The sequence below is a fragment of the Pseudomonas sp. 1L-E-NC-VB-C3 genome (genome assembly GCF_057291535.1).
Map to the genome: position 1 here is coordinate 663169 of NZ_JBXAWD010000001.1, position 14777 is coordinate 677945.

15 protein-coding genes are annotated in these 14777 nt (G+C 61.0%); 6 read left to right on the forward strand and 9 right to left on the reverse strand.

Annotated elements, in window-relative coordinates:
- Positions 1-112: 112 nt before the first annotated feature.
- From AC0Z5Z_RS02990 to glyQ, 4 genes are all read right to left on the reverse strand, one after another.
- Positions 113-892: a lysophospholipid acyltransferase family protein gene (locus AC0Z5Z_RS02990; RefSeq protein ID WP_041476517.1), complete on the reverse strand. Its 780-nt coding sequence runs from the start codon at positions 890-892 to the stop codon at positions 113-115.
- An 84-nt stretch (positions 893-976) separates the two neighbouring features.
- Positions 977-1516 carry a D-glycero-beta-D-manno-heptose 1,7-bisphosphate 7-phosphatase gene (gene gmhB / locus AC0Z5Z_RS02995; protein WP_177434238.1) on the reverse strand — a complete coding sequence of 180 codons (540 nt, stop codon included), beginning with the start codon at positions 1514-1516 and terminating at the stop codon, positions 977-979.
- 4 nt (positions 1517-1520) lie between these two features.
- Complete coding sequence (gene glyS, locus AC0Z5Z_RS03000) at positions 1521-3575, reverse strand: glycine--tRNA ligase subunit beta (RefSeq protein ID WP_485610679.1); 2055 nt, start codon at positions 3573-3575, stop codon at positions 1521-1523.
- Positions 3572-4525: a glycine--tRNA ligase subunit alpha gene (gene glyQ / locus AC0Z5Z_RS03005; protein ID WP_003187265.1), complete on the reverse strand. Its 954-nt coding sequence runs from the start codon at positions 4523-4525 to the stop codon at positions 3572-3574. The genes glyS and glyQ overlap by 4 nt, the downstream gene beginning before the upstream one ends.
- Positions 4526-4606: 81 nt before the next feature.
- Here glyQ and AC0Z5Z_RS03010 point away from each other — a divergent pair, with 81 nt between their 5' ends.
- Together AC0Z5Z_RS03010 and AC0Z5Z_RS03015 are read left to right on the forward strand one after the other, a co-directional pair.
- A complete protein-coding gene (locus tag AC0Z5Z_RS03010) occupies positions 4607-5164 on the forward strand; it encodes a DNA-3-methyladenine glycosylase I (RefSeq protein ID WP_095182325.1) in 558 nt (185 codons plus the stop codon).
- Positions 5165-5205: 41 nt separating this feature from the next.
- The gene (locus AC0Z5Z_RS03015) at positions 5206-6093 is read left to right on the forward strand and encodes a lysophospholipid acyltransferase (RefSeq protein ID WP_039757181.1); all 888 of its coding nucleotides are present in this window, start codon (positions 5206-5208) and stop codon (positions 6091-6093) included.
- Positions 6094-6144: 51 nt separating this feature from the next.
- Here the strand turns inward: AC0Z5Z_RS03015 and AC0Z5Z_RS03020 are convergent, their stop codons facing one another.
- From AC0Z5Z_RS03020 to def, 5 genes are all read right to left on the reverse strand, one after another.
- Complete coding sequence (locus tag AC0Z5Z_RS03020; protein ID WP_041476513.1) at positions 6145-6459, reverse strand: tetratricopeptide repeat protein; 315 nt, start codon at positions 6457-6459, stop codon at positions 6145-6147.
- Positions 6460-6608: 149 nt separating this feature from the next.
- Complete coding sequence (gene trkA, locus AC0Z5Z_RS03025; RefSeq protein WP_041476512.1) at positions 6609-7985, reverse strand: Trk system potassium transporter TrkA; 1377 nt, start codon at positions 7983-7985, stop codon at positions 6609-6611.
- Positions 7986-8006: 21 nt separating this feature from the next.
- On the reverse strand, positions 8007-9317 hold the full coding sequence (rsmB, locus tag AC0Z5Z_RS03030) for a 16S rRNA (cytosine(967)-C(5))-methyltransferase RsmB (protein ID WP_305381886.1): 1311 nt from the start codon (positions 9315-9317) through the stop codon (positions 8007-8009).
- The gene (fmt, locus tag AC0Z5Z_RS03035; RefSeq protein ID WP_252887063.1) at positions 9314-10273 is read right to left on the reverse strand and encodes a methionyl-tRNA formyltransferase; all 960 of its coding nucleotides are present in this window, start codon (positions 10271-10273) and stop codon (positions 9314-9316) included. Before fmt ends, rsmB begins: the two co-directional genes overlap by 4 nt.
- Positions 10274-10330: 57 nt before the next feature.
- Positions 10331-10837: a peptide deformylase gene (gene def, locus AC0Z5Z_RS03040; RefSeq protein ID WP_041476509.1), complete on the reverse strand. Its 507-nt coding sequence runs from the start codon at positions 10835-10837 to the stop codon at positions 10331-10333.
- A gap of 159 nt (positions 10838-10996) precedes the next feature.
- On the opposite strand from def, the gene AC0Z5Z_RS03045 reads away from it, so the two are divergent.
- From AC0Z5Z_RS03045 to AC0Z5Z_RS03060, 4 genes are all read left to right on the forward strand, one after another.
- On the forward strand, positions 10997-12022 hold the full coding sequence (locus tag AC0Z5Z_RS03045; protein WP_150743208.1) for a LysM peptidoglycan-binding domain-containing protein: 1026 nt from the start codon (positions 10997-10999) through the stop codon (positions 12020-12022).
- 84 nt (positions 12023-12106) lie between these two features.
- Positions 12107-13204, forward strand: a complete 1098-nt coding sequence (dprA, locus tag AC0Z5Z_RS03050) for a DNA-processing protein DprA (protein WP_056791151.1) — start codon at positions 12107-12109, stop codon at positions 13202-13204.
- Positions 13205-13258: 54 nt separating this feature from the next.
- A complete protein-coding gene (gene tsaC / locus AC0Z5Z_RS03055; RefSeq protein WP_039757175.1) occupies positions 13259-13816 on the forward strand; it encodes an L-threonylcarbamoyladenylate synthase type 1 TsaC in 558 nt (185 codons plus the stop codon).
- A 261-nt stretch (positions 13817-14077) separates the two neighbouring features.
- Positions 14078-14746: a hypothetical protein gene (locus AC0Z5Z_RS03060; protein ID WP_052392118.1), complete on the forward strand. Its 669-nt coding sequence runs from the start codon at positions 14078-14080 to the stop codon at positions 14744-14746.
- Positions 14747-14777 lie beyond the last annotated feature (31 nt).

The window sequence follows — 14777 nt, forward strand, 5'->3', positions numbered from 1 at the left end:
TATGCACGGATTTTGTTCAATTCATAAATTTATAAATATCTATGAAAATCAATAAGTTAGAAAACAATTGCGGTCTTTTTTAGCAAAAGCGTACACAGGTTATCCACAAAATTCAAACAGCCAGCTGGTCACTCGCGGCCGGTGCCTGTGGCGCCGGTGGCAGCGAACCCATTTCGCGCTGGGTCTTTTCGTTCCACGCCTGCACACGGTCATTCAGATCAGCGATGGCGCGCGGCCCGCTGCCTTCGGCATACATCGGTTCGCCAATGACCACGGTGATCACTCCGGCCTGTTTGCCCCAGCCGATTTTTGGCCAGAATTTGCCGGCATTGTGTGCAATCGGCAGCACCGGAAGCGCCGCATTCACCGCCAATGCGCTGCCACTGCGGGAGAATTTTCCGACAGTGCCGTAGGGGACTCGTGTGCCTTCGGGGAAGATCAGCACCCAGACGTTATCCTTGAGCAGCTCGTCGCCTTTGGCCGCAACTTGTTTGAGCGCGGCCTTCGGGTTGTCGCGGTCGATGGCGATCGGGCGCAGCATTGCCATGGCCCAGCCGAAGAACGGCACGTAGAGCAATTCGCGCTTGAGCACTTGGCTCAATGGCGAGAAATAAGCGGAGAGAAAGAAGGTCTCCCAAGTGCTCTGATGGTTCGATTGAATCACGCAGGGCCGGTCAGGCACGTTTTCCGCGCCTTTGATTTCGTAGCGGATGCCAAGGAAAACCTTGGTCAGCCACAGGGCGCAACGGCACCAGTACACGTTGATGAAACGATAGCGCGCCTTGAAGGACAGAAACGGCGCGATGAAAAAGCTCAGACTGCACCACAGCAACGCTGTTGTGCCCAGCAGCAGGTAAAAAACAAAGATTCTGAAGGCCCGCAGTATCGACATGGCGACGGTTACCGTTACGGGGCAATGCCCCGACTGTTCAAGCGCACTCCCGAGCAATCCCTGGCCAGGAAATTCAGAAGTACTCTAGTTGTGGATAAGTTCTGCGGCAATCGCCGCCAGATCGTCAAAAATCAGGGTGCCAACCGGCAGGGTTTTACCCTGAGTCTTTTCGCCTTTCCCGGTCTTCACCAAAACTGGCTGTGAATCGACGGCTTTGGCGGCCTCCAGGTCACCAAGGCTGTCGCCGACGAACCAGACGTTGGTCAACGGCACCGTGTAATGCTCGGCAATGGTTTTGAGCATTCCCGGTTTCGGTTTGCGACACTCGCAACCTTCATCCGGGCCATGCGGGCAATACACGATCAAACCGACTTCACCGCCCTGCTCCGCGACCAGCTCGCGCAGGCGCGCGTGCATGGCCTCGAGGGTGGCGAGGTCGTAATAGCCGCGAGCAATGCCCGACTGGTTGGTGGCTACCGCCACCGTCCAGCCGGCCTTGCTCAACTGCGCAATCGCTTCGATCGAGCCGGGCAGCGGAATCCACTCCTCCACCGACTTGATGTAGGCATCGGAGTCGTAATTGATCACGCCGTCACGATCGAGAATCAGCAGTTTCAACAGCAATCCCTCAACCCAGCAGCGAAATGTCGGCAACACCGAGGAACAGGCCACGCAGGCGCGCCAGCAGCGCGTAGCGGTTAGCTCGCACATTGGCATCGTCGGCATTGACCATCACCGCGTCGAAGAACGCGTCGACCGGCTCGCGCAGTGCCGCCAGGCGTGCCAGCGATTCGTTGTACTGACGCGCCGCGGCCATTGGCTGCACCGCCTGATCCGCTTGCTGGATCGCCGAATAAAGCGAGAACTCGTTGGCATTGTCGAAATACTTCGCCTCGACCACGGTCGGTACCGAGCCTTCGACTTTGCTCAACAGGTTCGACACCCGCTTGTTCACCGCCGCCAGCGCTGCCGCTTCCGGCAGTTTGCGGAAGGCCTGCACCGCCTGCACACGCTGGTCGAAGTCCAGCGCCGAACCCGGCTTCAGTGCACGTACCGACAGGTAGGTGGCGACGTCGACGCCTTCGTCTTCATAACGCGCACGCAGACGGTCGAAGATGAATTCCAGCACGGCTTCGTTGAGACCGGCCGCCTTGACCTTGCCGCCGAATGCAGTCACGGCGAACGCCACGGCGTCGTTCAGGTCGAGATCGAGTTTCTTTTCGATCAGGATACGCAGCACGCCCAGTGCCGCACGGCGCAGGGCATAAGGGTCTTTGCTGCCGGTTGGCAGCATGCCGATACCGAAGATGCCGACCAGAGTGTCGAGCTTGTCGGCGATGGCGACGGCTGCACCGGTCAGGGTCGCCGGCAATTCGGCACCGGCACCGCGTGGCATGTATTGCTCGTTCAGCGCCAGCGCGACGTCCTGCGGCTCGCCGTCATTGAGGGCGTAGTAGTAACCGGCGACACCTTGCATCTCCGGGAACTCGCCAACCATTTCGGTGGCCAGGTCGCACTTCGACAGCAGGCCCGCACGGGCAGCCCACGAGGCGTTGCCGCCGATGCGCGCGGCGATGTACGCGGCCAGTTTGGAAACGCGCTCGGCCTTGTCGTAGACGCTGCCGAGTTTTTCCTGGAACACCACGTTTTGCAGGCGCAGGTTGAAGTCTTCGAGTTTCTGCTTCTTGTCCTGCTTGAAGAAGAACTCGGCGTCGGTCAGGCGTGGGCGAACCACTTTCTCGTTACCGGCAATGATCTGCTGCGGGTCTTTGCTTTCGATGTTGGCCACGGTAATGAAACGTGGCAGCAACTTGCCGTCGGCATCCAGCAGGCAGAAATACTTCTGGTTGTCCTGCATGGTGGTGATCAGCGCTTCCTGCGGCACGTCGAGGAAGCGTTCTTCGAACGAGCACACCAGCGGCACCGGCCATTCGACCAGCGCAGTCACTTCGTCGAGCAGTGCCGGCGGCACGATCGCCGTGCCTTCCTGACGGGTGGCCAGCTCTTCGGTGCGCTTGCTGATGATCTCGCGACGCTCGTTGGCATCGGCCAATACATACGCGGCACGCAGGTCGGCGAGGTAGCTCGACGGCGAACCGAAGCGCACGCTCTCCGGATGATGAAAACGGTGACCACGGGATTCACGGCCAGCCTTCTGCGCGAGGATCGTGCAGTCGATGACCTGGTCACCGAGCAGCATCACCAGCCACTGGGTCGGACGCACGAATTCTTCCTTGCGCGCACCCCAACGCATGCGTTTCGGGATCGGCAGGTCGTTCAGCGAATCTTCGACGATGGTCGGCAGCAGGCTCGCGGTCGGCTTGCCGGCGATGTTCTGGCTATAACGCAGTTTCGGACCGCTCTGGTCGATTTCGCTCAGCTCGACGCCGCACTTCTTGGCAAAGCCCAGGGCGGCCTGAGTCGGATTGCCGTCAGCGTCGAACGCGGCCTGACGTGGCGGGCCATCGAGGTTGATGCTGCGATCCGGCTGCTGAGTGGCCAGCGCAGTGATCAGCACAGCCAGACGACGTGGCGCGGCATAAACGGTTTTGCTTTCGTAGCTCAGGCCAGCGGCTTGCAGGCCCTTGTCGATACCGGCGAGGAACGCATCAGCCAAAGTGTTCAGAGCTTTGGGTGGCAGTTCTTCGGTGCCCAGTTCAACCAGAAAATCTTGCGCACTCATTGTGCAGCCTCCAGCTTGGCCAGTACTTCGTCACGCAGGTCCGGGGTCGCCATCGGGAAGCCCAGCTTGGCGCGGGCCAGCAGGTAGGCTTGCGCAACGGAACGCGCCAGGGTGCGCACGCGCAGAATGTATTGCTGACGCGCGGTCACCGAGATTGCCCGGCGCGCATCCAGCAGGTTGAAGGTGTGCGACGCCTTCAGCACCATTTCGTAGCTCGGCAACGGTAGCGGCTGGTCGAGTTCGATCAGGCGCTTGGCTTCGCTTTCATAGAAGTCGAACAGCTCGAACAGTTTGTCGACATTGGCGTGTTCGAAGTTGTAGGTGGATTGCTCCACTTCGTTCTGGTGGAACACATCGCCGTAGGTGACTTTGCCGAACGGGCCGTCAGCCCAGACCAGGTCGTAGACCGAATCGACGCCTTGCAGGTACATCGCCAGGCGCTCGAGACCGTAGGTGATCTCGCCGGTCACCGGGTAGCACTCGATGCCGCCCGCTTGCTGGAAGTAGGTGAACTGGGTGACTTCCATGCCATTGAGCCAGACTTCCCAGCCCAGACCCCAGGCGCCGAGGGTCGGCGATTCCCAGTTGTCTTCGACGAAGCGGATGTCGTGCACCAGCGGGTCGAGGCCGACATGCTTGAGCGAGCCCAGGTACAGTTCCTGGAAGTTGTCCGGGTTCGGCTTCAGGACTACCTGGAACTGGTAGTAGTGCTGCAGACGGTTCGGGTTTTCGCCGTAACGGCCGTCAGTCGGACGGCGGCTTGGCTGCACGTACGCGGCGTTCCAGGTTTCCGGGCCGATGGCGCGCAGGAAGGTCGCGGTGTGGAAAGTGCCGGCGCCTACTTCCATATCGTAGGGCTGAAGTACCACACAACCTTGCTCGGCCCAGTATTGCTGGAGCGCGAGGATCAAGTCTTGGAAGGTACGCACGGCTGGCGTAGGCTGGCTCACGAAATTCACCTGTTTCTTGGGCTGCGATTTAAAGAGCGGGAGTATACCCGATTCGTTGCTGCGCACGCCCCCTGGAGCCTTATGCCACGCTGCTTTTGGTGTACCGAAGATCCGTTGTACATGGCTTATCACGATCAGGAGTGGGGCACGCCGCTGCGCGATGCGCAGGGTTTGTTCGAGTTGCTTTTGCTCGAAGGGTTCCAGGCCGGGTTGTCGTGGATCACTGTGCTGCGCAAACGCGAGCGTTACCGTCAGGTGCTGTTCGGCTTCGATGTGCAGCGCGTGGCGCAGATGAGTGACGCCGAGATCGACGAACTGATGCTCGACCCGGGCATCATCCGCAATCGCCTGAAACTCAACGCCGCCCGGCGCAATGCCCAGGCGTGGCTGGCGCTGGAGGATCCGGTGGCATTTCTGTGGTCGTTTGTTGGCGACCAACCGATCATCAATCATTTCAAGGATCGCAGCGAAGTCCCGGCGATCACCCCCGAAGCGCTGGCGATGAGCAAGGCGCTGAAAAAAGCCGGCTTCACCTTCGTCGGTCCGACCATTTGCTACGCGCTGATGCAGGCCTCGGGCATGGTCATGGACCACACCCAGGATTGCGACCGCTACGCGCAGCTCGCCAACGCCGGTTAGAATGCCCGCCTCGCGCACAGCACAAAGATCAGGAGTGACCTGTGGAAAAGTTTAAAGGCGCCTTGCTGGTAGGCGCTCTGCGGCTGTTTGCCCTGCTGCCATGGCGGGCCGTGCAGGCCGTGGGTTCGGCGATCGGCTGGATCATGTGGAAAACCCCCAATCGTTCCCGCGACGTGGTGCGGATCAACCTGTCCAAGTGTTTTCCGCAGATGGATGCGGCCGAACGTGAGCGTCTGGTCGGGCAGAGTCTGAAGGACATCGGCAAGTCGCTGACCGAAAGCGCCTGCGCGTGGATCTGGCCGGCGCAGCGCTCGATCGATCTGGTCCGCGAAGTCGAAGGCCTCGATGTGTTGAAAGACGCGCTGGCCTCGGGCAAAGGCGTGGTTGGCATCACCAGCCACCTCGGCAACTGGGAAGTGCTCAACCACTTCTATTGCAGCCAGTGCAAACCGATCATTTTCTATCGTCCGCCGAAGCTCAAGGCAGTGGATGAATTGCTGCGCAAACAGCGCGTGCAGCTGGGCAACAAGGTCGCGGCGTCGACCAAGGAAGGCATTCTCAGCGTCATCAAGGAAGTGCGTAAGGGTGGTGCCGTGGGCATTCCCGCCGACCCGGAACCGGCCGAATCCGCCGGGATTTTCGTGCCGTTCTTCGCAACTCAGGCGCTGACCAGCAAATTCGTGCCGAACATGTTGGCCGGCGGCAAAGCGGTCGGTGTGTTCCTGCACGCCCTGCGCCTGCCTGACGGCTCGGGCTACAAAGTGATTCTCGAAGCCGCGCCAGAAGCCATGTACAGCACCGATACCGCAGAGTCCTGCGCGGCGATGAGCAAGGTAGTGGAACGTTATGTTGCGGCGTATCCGAGCCAGTACATGTGGAGCATGAAACGCTTCAAGAAGCGTCCGCCGGGCGAGGCGCGCTGGTACTGAGCGGCTTCGATCTGATGACGGTCAATGGAGACGCCTTGTGCTGTCTATAGCTCAAGGCGCCTGTCGCTCGAGCTTTTTCAGGAACACCGTCATCTCCTTTTCGGCCTGTTTGTCACCGTGGGCGCGGGCCGCTTCCAGGCCTTGTTCCCAGGCCTGACGCGCAGCGGCATGATCGCCTAGCGCCAGCTGCGCCTTGCCCAGCAGCTTCCACGCTGCCGAGTATTTCGGATCGAAAGCGACACAACGCTGAAAATGCTCGGCAGCCTTGGCGTTTTCACCCAAGTCCAGATAACCCTTGCCCAGACCGAAGCGCAACAGCGCGTTATCCACACCCTTGGCGAGCATTTTTTCCAGGGATTCGAGCATTGGCGGATTCCTTTCTATTGTTCGTCAGAGAACCTGCGAGTCTGTCAAACCGCTTTCGCGAGCAGGCTCGCTCCCACATTTGGAATGCATTCCACTGTGGGAGCGAGCCTGCTCGCGAAGGGGCCATCACGGGCAACGCTGTCTTCAGGTCAGAAGAAGCTCAACCCCACATGAAACAGCTTCTCCACATCGCGAATATGCTTTTTATCCACAAGGAACAGAATCACATGGTCACCCGCTTCGATCACCGTGTCGTCGTGGGCGATGATCACGTTCTCGTTGCGGATCACCGCGCCGATGGTGGTGCCTGGTGGCAGGCCGATCTTCTCGATCGGTTTGCCGATGACCTTGCTCGATTTCGCATCACCGTGGGCAATCGCCTCGATCGCTTCCGCCGCGCCGCGCCGCAGTGAGTGCACGCTGACGATATCGCCACGGCGCACGTGGGCGAGCAAGGTGCCGATGGTCGCCAGTTGCGGGCTGATGGCGATATCAATGTCGCCGCCCTGGATCAGGTCGACGTAGGCCGGGTTGTTGATGATCGTCATGACCTTCTTCGCCCCCAGCCGTTTCGCCAGCAGCGACGACATGATGTTGGCTTCGTCATCGTTGGTCAGGGCGAGGAAGATATCGGCGTCGGCGATGTTCTCTTCCAGCAGCAGATCGCGGTCCGAGGCACTGCCCTGCAACACTACAGTGCTGTCGAGGGTATCGGAGAGGTAGCGGCAGCGCGCCGGGCTCATCTCGATGATCTTCACCTGATAGCGGCTTTCGATGGCCTCGGCCAGGCGCTCGCCGATCTGCCCGCCCCCGGCGATAACGATGCGTTTGTAGGTTTCGTCGAGGCGACGCATTTCGCTCATCACCGCGCGAATGTCCTCACGGGCAGCGATGAAGAACACCTCGTCATCGGCCTCGATCACCGTGTCGCCCTGCGGCAAAATCGGCCGGTCACGGCGGAAGATCGCCGCTACGCGGGTTTCGACATTCGGCATGTGCTCGCGCAACTGGCGCAGTTGCTGGCCGACCAAAGGCCCGCCGTAATAGGCGCGCACCGCCACCAGTTGCGCCGCGCCTTCGGCGAAGTCGATCACCTGCAAGGCGCCGGGATGCTGGATCAGGCGCTTGATGTAGTTGGTCACGACCTGCTCGGGACTGATCAGCACGTCGACCGGAATCGCTTCGTTCTGGAACAGCTGTTCCTCGCGATTGAGGTACGACGCTTCGCGCACGCGAGCGATCTTGGTCGGCGTGTGGAACAGCGTGTGCGCGACCTGGCAGGCAACCATGTTGGTTTCGTCGCTGTTGGTCACCGCTACCAGCATGTCGGCGTCGTCGGCACCGGCCTGACGCAGCACCGACGGCAGCGAGCCCCGGCCCTGCACGGTGCGGATGTCGAGGCGGTCGCCGAGGTCGCGCAGGCGCTCGCCATCGGTGTCGACCACAGTGATGTCGTTGGCCTCGCTGGCCAGATGTTCGGCCAGCGAACCGCCGACCTGTCCCGCACCGAGGATGATGATTTTCATCCAGTCACTCCATGAATCCGTTTAGCCGCGCGCGGCGGCGATCTTGATCAGCTTGGCGTAGTAGAACCCGTCATGCCCACCCTGCTGGGCCAACAACTGGCGGCCGTGGGGCTGCTTGATGCCGGCCGCTGTGGCCAGATCCAGTTCACGGGCGCCGGGGGTGCGCTCGAGGAATGCGGCGATGACTTCGGTGTTCTCGGTCGGCAGCGTCGAGCACGTGGCGTAGAGCAGGATGCCGCCGACTTCGAGGGTTTTCCACATGGCGTCGAGCAGTTCGCCTTGCAGTTGCGCGAGGGCGACGATGTCGTCCGGCTGGCGGGTCAGCTTGATGTCCGGATGGCGGCGGATCACCCCGGTGGCCGAGCATGGCGCATCGAGCAGGATGCGCTGGAACGGTTTGCCGTCCCACCATTTGTCGATATCGCGACCGTCGGCGGCGATCAGTTCAGCGTCGAGGCCGAGGCGCTCAAGGTTTTCCTTCACCCGCACCAGACGCTTGGCTTCCAGATCCACCGCTACCACGCCAGCGAGCGCCGGTTCGGCTTCGAGGATGTGGCAGGTCTTGCCGCCAGGGGCGCAGCAGGCGTCGAGTACGCGCTGGCCCGGGGCCAGATCGAGCAGGTCGGCGGCCAGTTGCGCGGCTTCGTCCTGCACGCTGATCCAGCCTTCGGCGAAACCCGGCAGGCTGCGCACGTCGGCAGCGGCTTCGAGGACGATGCCGTCGCGGCTGTAAACGCACGGTGTCGCGGCGATCCCGGTTTCGCCCAGCAACGCAAGATAAGCATCGCGGCCGTGATGACGACGGTTGACCCGCAGGATCATTGGCGGATGCGCGTTGTTCGCTGCGCAGATCGCTTCCCACTGCTCGGGCCAAAATGCCTTCAGGGATTTTTGCAGCCAGCGCGGGTGAGCTGTGCGCACCACCGGGTCGCGTTCCAGTTCGGCGAAGATCGTCTCGCTTTCGCGCTGGGCATTGCGCAGCACGGCGTTGAGCAGACCTTTGGCCCAGGGCTTTTTCAGCTTGTCTGCGCAGCCGACGGTTTCGCCGATCGCGGCATGGGCCGGTACCCGGGTGTATAGCAGTTGATACAGACCGACCAGCAGCAACGCCTCGACATCAGCGTCGGCGGCTTTGAACGGTTTCTGCAGGAGTTTTTCCGCCAATGCCGACAGGCGTGGCTGCCAGCGTGCGGTACCGAAGGCCAGATCCTGAGTGAAACCGCGATCACGATCCTCGACCTTGTCCAGTTGCGTCGGCAGGGAGCTGTTCAGCGAAGCCTTGCCGCTGAGTACGGCGGCGAGCGCCTTGGCGGCGGCCAGACGCGGGTTCATTGCGCTTCCACCGCAGCGCCGAGGACGCTGCCGACGGCGAATTTCTCGCGGCGGCTGTTGAACAGGTCGCTGAAGTTCAGCGCCTTGCCGCCGGGCAATTGCAGGCGGGTCAGGCACAGCGCTTGTGCACCGCAGGCGACAATCAGGCCGTCCTTGCTGGCGCTGAGGATTTCACCCGGAGCGCCAGTGCCTTCGGCCACGGTCGCGGCCAGCACTTTCAACGCTTCGCCATTGAGCGTGCTGTGGGTGATCGGCCATGGATTGAAGGCGCGGACCAGACGTTCCAGCTCCACCGCCGGGCGGCTCCAGTCGATGCGTGCTTCGTCTTTGTTCAGTTTGTGCGCGTAAGTGGCGAGCTCATCGTTCTGCACCTCACCTTGCAGGGTGCCGGCAGCCAGACCGGCAATCGCCTGCACCACTGCGGGCGGACCCATCTCGGCGAGGCGATCATGCAGGGTGCCGCCAGTGTCTTGCGCGCTGATCGGCGTGACGACCTTGAGCAGCATCGGCCCGGTATCCAGCCCGGCCTCCATGCGCATCACCGTTACACCGCTTTCGGCATCGCCGTGTTCGACCGCGCGCTGGATCGGCGCCGCACCGCGCCAGCGCGGCAGCAACGACGCATGGCTGTTGATGCAACCCAGACGCGGAATATCCAGCACCGCTTGCGGCAGGATCAAACCGTAGGCGACCACCACCATCAAGTCCGGCTTCAGCGCGGCCAGCTCCGCCTGGGCCTCGGCATTGCGCAAGGTCGGCGGCTGCAACACCTGGATATTATTTTCCAGGGCGAGTTGTTTGACCGGGCTTGGCATCAGTTTTTGCCCACGGCCGGCCGGGCGATCCGGCTGGGTGTAGATCGCGACGATCTCGTACGGGCTGCTCAGCAGGGCCTTGAGGTGTTCGGCGGCGAATTCCGGGGTGCCGGCAAAAACAATGCGCAGTGGCTCAGTCATGAAAGGCGTCTCATAAAAAGAAAAAGGCTTGCCGCAGCAAGCCTTTGAAGAGGGGCATCAAGCGTTCTGGCGGTGCAGCTTTTCCAGCTTCTTCTTGATCCGGTCGCGTTTGAGCGTGGACAGGTAATCGACGAACAATTTGCCGTTGAGGTGGTCGCATTCGTGCTGGATGCACACCGCGAGCAGGCCTTCGGCGATCAGCTCATAGGGCTTGCCGTCGCGGTCCAGCGCCTTGATTTTGACCTTCTGCGGGCGGTCGACGTTTTCGTAGAAGCCCGGTACCGAGAGGCAGCCTTCCTGATACTGGTCCATCTCCTCGGTCAGCGATTCGAACTCGGGGTTGATGAACACCCGTGGCTCGGTGCGGTCTTCGGACAGGTCCATCACGACGATACGTTTGTGCACGTTGACCTGGGTCGCGGCAAGGCCGATGCCCGGCGCTTCATACATTGTTTCAAACATGTCGTCGACCAACTGACGCACTTCGTCGTCCACTACAGCCACTGGTTTGGCGATAGTGCGCAGACGCGGGTCCGGAAATTCGAGGATGTTTAAAATGGCCATAGGCTTCGATTGCTGCACACGTTGAGTAAAGTCGGGTCGATGGCCTGGCGGGTCCGAAGATGCAGGCTACCGTTGTGAAGCGTAGCTTCTGAAAAACAGAAGCGAGCCACGGGGGCTCTGACGATTCACGCGAATGCACATGATAAAGGGATTCACTGCATGAGGAAAACACTACTCGCCCTGCTGCTTCTGGCTTCGGCCGGCGCCGCGCAAGGGCAAGTGCAACTCAGGGATGGTTTTCCACAGCAATACACGGTGGTTTCCGGAGACACGCTCTGGGACATTTCCGGCAAATACCTGCGCGAGCCGTGGCAGTGGCCACAACTGTGGCGGGCCAACCCGCAGATCGAAAACCCCAACCTGATCTATCCCGGCGACACGCTGACACTCAGCTACGTCAACGGCCAGCCGCAGTTGACCGTCCAGCGTGGCGAGTCGCGCGGCACCATCAAGCTCTCGCCACGGATTCGCACCAGCCCGGTGGCCGAGGCGATTCCGAGCATTCCGCTGAAATCGATCAACAGTTTTCTGCTGAGCAATCGCATCGTCGACAAGGCCGAAGACTTCGACAAGGCGCCGTACATCGTCGCCGGCGATGCCGAACGGGTGCTCAGCGGTACCGGTGACCGCATCTTCGCCCGTGGCCATTTCGATCCGGAGCAACCGGTGTACGGCATCTTCCGCCAGGGCAAGGTCTACACTGACCCGCAGACCAAGGAATTCCTCGGCATCAACGCCGACGATATCGGCGGCGGCGAGGTTGTTGCCACCGAAGGCGACGTCGCCACTCTCGCCTTGCAACGCACCACCCAGGAAGTGCGCCTCGGTGACCGCTTGTTCGGCGGTGAAGAACGCTCGATCAATTCGACTTTCATGCCCAGCGCGCCGAAGCGTTCCATCGACGGCCTGATCATCGACGTGCCACGCGGCGTCACGCAGATCGGTGTGATGGACGTGGTTACCCTGAACAAAGGCAAACGTGACGGTCTGGCCGAAGGCAATGTCCTGGCGGTGATGAAAACCGGCGAAACGGTGCGCGACCGGATTACCGGCCAACCGCTGAAGATTCCCGATGAACGAGCCGGCCTGCTGATGGTGTTCCGCACCTACGACAAACTCAGTTACGGCCTGGTCCTCAATGCTTCACGCTCGCTGGCGGTGCTCGACAAGGTGCGAAATCCGTAAGCTTGCTTAACAAGTTACCAACAGAGTTATCCACAGCTTGTTCCGAATGGTTCGGAGCATCGAACGATCAAGGATGATCCATTCATGTTGTCTGTCAGTACAGCCATTTCCCCGGCGGAACTGGAGGCGCGTCTGCGCCTGCACCGCATGCCGGATATCGGCCCCAAGCGTTTTGCCAAACTGCTCGAAGCCTTCGGCTCGGCGTCCAAAGCCCTCAGCGCGCCGGCCAGTGCCTGGCGCTCGCTGGGATTGCCGGCGGCGTGCGCCGAGGCACGGCGTTGTCCGACGGTGCGCGACGGCGCCAGCCACGCAATGCGCTGGCTAGAGCGCCCCGGTCAACATTTGCTGATGTGGGACCAGGCGGACTATCCAGCGTTGCTGGCGCAGATTCCTGACCCGCCGCCACTGTTATTCGTCGCCGGCGATCCGTCGATTCTGGAAAAACCGCAACTGGCGATGGTCGGCAGCCGCCGCGCTTCGCGCCCGGGCATGGACACGGCGGCGGCGTTTTCTCGCAGTCTGGCCGGGGCCGGTTTTGTCATCACCAGTGGTCTGGCGCTGGGCATCGATGCGGCTGCCCATCAGGCCGCACTGGACGTTGGCGGCTTGACCGTGGGGGTGCTTGGCACGGGCCTGGAAAATTTTTATCCACAACGCAATAAACGCTTGGCTGAGGCGATGATTGCGTCGGGCAGCGCGGTGCTCTCCGAATTTCCGCTGGACGCCGGGCCAACCGCGAGCAACTTCCCCCGGCGTAACCGCATCATCAGCGGTTTGTCCCTCGGCGTGCTGGTGGTCGAGGCCAGTGTTGCCAGCGGTTCGTTGATTACCGCGCGGCTGGCGGCAGAGCAAGGGCGCGAGGTTTATGCCATTCCAGGCTCTATCCATCACCCCGGCGCGCGCGGTTGTCATCAGTTGATTCGCGACGGGGCGGTGTTGGTGGAGACTATTGAACATATCCTCGAAGCGCTGCGCGGCTGGCAGCAACCGTTGTTATCCACAGCGCCGCCGCAGGCCGATCACCCGTTGCTGGCGCTGCTTCACGCCGCGCCGCACACCAGCGAGGCGTTGGCCGCGAGCTGTGGCTGGGCGTTGCCGAAAGTGCTGGCAACGTTGACCGAGCTGGAAATCGAAGGCCGTGCGGTATGCGAAAACGGTCGCTGGCTGGCGCGGTCGAGCTAGGTTTTACGATGAAGATCGGTAAACTGCGCGAAACCTGTTTGTGGAGAGTTTTTCATGGTCAACAGTTGGCGTGTGCAACAAGCCGCGCGTGAAGTTCGCGCCGGCGCGGTGATTGCCTATCCAACCGAAGCCGTCTGGGGGCTGGGTTGCGACCCGTGGAACGAAGACGCAGTGGACCGCTTGCTGGCGATCAAGAATCGCTCGGTGAGCAAAGGGCTGATCCTGGTCGCCGACAATATCCGCCAGTTCGATTTCCTCTTCGAGGACTTCCCGCAGGACTGGATCGACCGCATGGCCAGCACCTGGCCTGGGCCGAACACCTGGCTGGTGCCGCACCAGAACCTGTTGCCGGAGTGGGTCACAGGCGTGCATGACACCGTAGCGCTGCGAGTCAGCGATCACCCGCAGGTGCGCGACTTGTGCTCGCTGGTCGGGCCGCTGATCTCGACATCAGCCAATCCACAGGGGCGACCGCCCGCGCGCACGCGTTTGCGCATCGAGCAGTATTTCCGTGGGCAGGTCGATCTGGTGCTCGGCGGGAGCCTTGGCGGGCGCAAGAATCCCAGCGTGATCCGCGACCTGGCCACCGGTAACGTCGTTCGTCCTGACTGACGCCATTCTTTTTATTTTTTGCGGACTCCTCGGCGCTATCGACGAGGAGTTCTGCGCATGCCTGCAGTTTATTCCTGCACTCGCTTAAAACTTATCCGTTGCCATTGTTCTTGCATGCGTCAGACGGTTCTTCGACTCTGGAATATCTGTAAGTTTTCCCACGCGATTATCAGAACGCGTGCAGTGGCGAGATTTTCAAAAGCATCCATTCTTTCAATGTGCTTGATACAACTTCGAAATGTTAATGGCTGCGGAGAAGTAATGGATATTACGGATTTACACCTCAAGGATTATCTGCAGGGCTTTCAGGAGACACTCAAGAATCAACAGGCCGACTATCGAGTGGCCATTCTTGAGGCGGGGTCGGACGCCGGAGAATTCGAGCGTTTCATTGGTCGGCAGTTTCGCCTGCGATTGCAGCATTACATGCTCACCTCCAGAGCCCGGGCGCTGGAAACCCGCTTGGCGATCACCTCGCGCAGTACGCACTTCCTGCTCTACCAGCGAGATCAACTCATTGCAGTGCTGCGGGCAACCCCGGCGCCGTTCGAATGGGCCTCACTGGCGCAGCATCATGTGTCTCCCACTGTGGCATTGGCGCGGCATGTCGAATTCAGTCGCTTGATTACCCATTCCCAGCAGCACCGGCCGGTGTCGATCAATGGCTTGCTCGCCACCGCCGCCGAATGGGCGATCGATCGCGGATATCAGGGGGTGACGGCCTTGTGCAGATCGCCACAGCGGCAACTGTTTCAGCGCTTCGGCCTGACACCGATCGCTTCGCACGCCATGCATATCGAGCAGCGTGCCCGGGGCGATTATTGGCTGTTGTCCGCCGAATGGCGGCAAATTCTGATGGCCCTGGATCAGCCAGTGAACATGAACGTGCATCAGCCGGAGTATCGTGATGTTCATAACCGTCAGTATTGATCCGCCAATAATCGAAGAGTGGGCAGAGAAA

Coding starts and splice junctions, on each gene's coding strand:
- AC0Z5Z_RS02990 (WP_041476517.1), bottom strand. CDS start 892: ATGTCGATACTGCGGGCCTTCAGAATCTTTGTTTTTTACCTGCTGCTG.
- AC0Z5Z_RS03045 (WP_150743208.1), top strand. CDS start 10,997: ATGAGGAAAACACTACTCGCCCTGCTGCTTCTGGCTTCGGCCGGCGCC.
- def (WP_041476509.1), bottom strand. CDS start 10,837: ATGGCCATTTTAAACATCCTCGAATTTCCGGACCCGCGTCTGCGCACT.
- tsaC (WP_039757175.1), top strand. CDS start 13,259: ATGGTCAACAGTTGGCGTGTGCAACAAGCCGCGCGTGAAGTTCGCGCC.
- AC0Z5Z_RS03060 (WP_052392118.1), top strand. CDS start 14,078: ATGGATATTACGGATTTACACCTCAAGGATTATCTGCAGGGCTTTCAG.
- AC0Z5Z_RS03010 (WP_095182325.1), top strand. CDS start 4,607: ATGCCACGCTGCTTTTGGTGTACCGAAGATCCGTTGTACATGGCTTAT.
- fmt (WP_252887063.1), bottom strand. CDS start 10,273: ATGACTGAGCCACTGCGCATTGTTTTTGCCGGCACCCCGGAATTCGCC.
- rsmB (WP_305381886.1), bottom strand. CDS start 9,317: ATGAACCCGCGTCTGGCCGCCGCCAAGGCGCTCGCCGCCGTACTCAGC.
- trkA (WP_041476512.1), bottom strand. CDS start 7,985: ATGAAAATCATCATCCTCGGTGCGGGACAGGTCGGCGGTTCGCTGGCC.
- AC0Z5Z_RS03020 (WP_041476513.1), bottom strand. CDS start 6,459: ATGCTCGAATCCCTGGAAAAAATGCTCGCCAAGGGTGTGGATAACGCG.
- glyS (WP_485610679.1), bottom strand. CDS start 3,575: ATGAGTGCGCAAGATTTTCTGGTTGAACTGGGCACCGAAGAACTGCCA.
- dprA (WP_056791151.1), top strand. CDS start 12,107: ATGTTGTCTGTCAGTACAGCCATTTCCCCGGCGGAACTGGAGGCGCGT.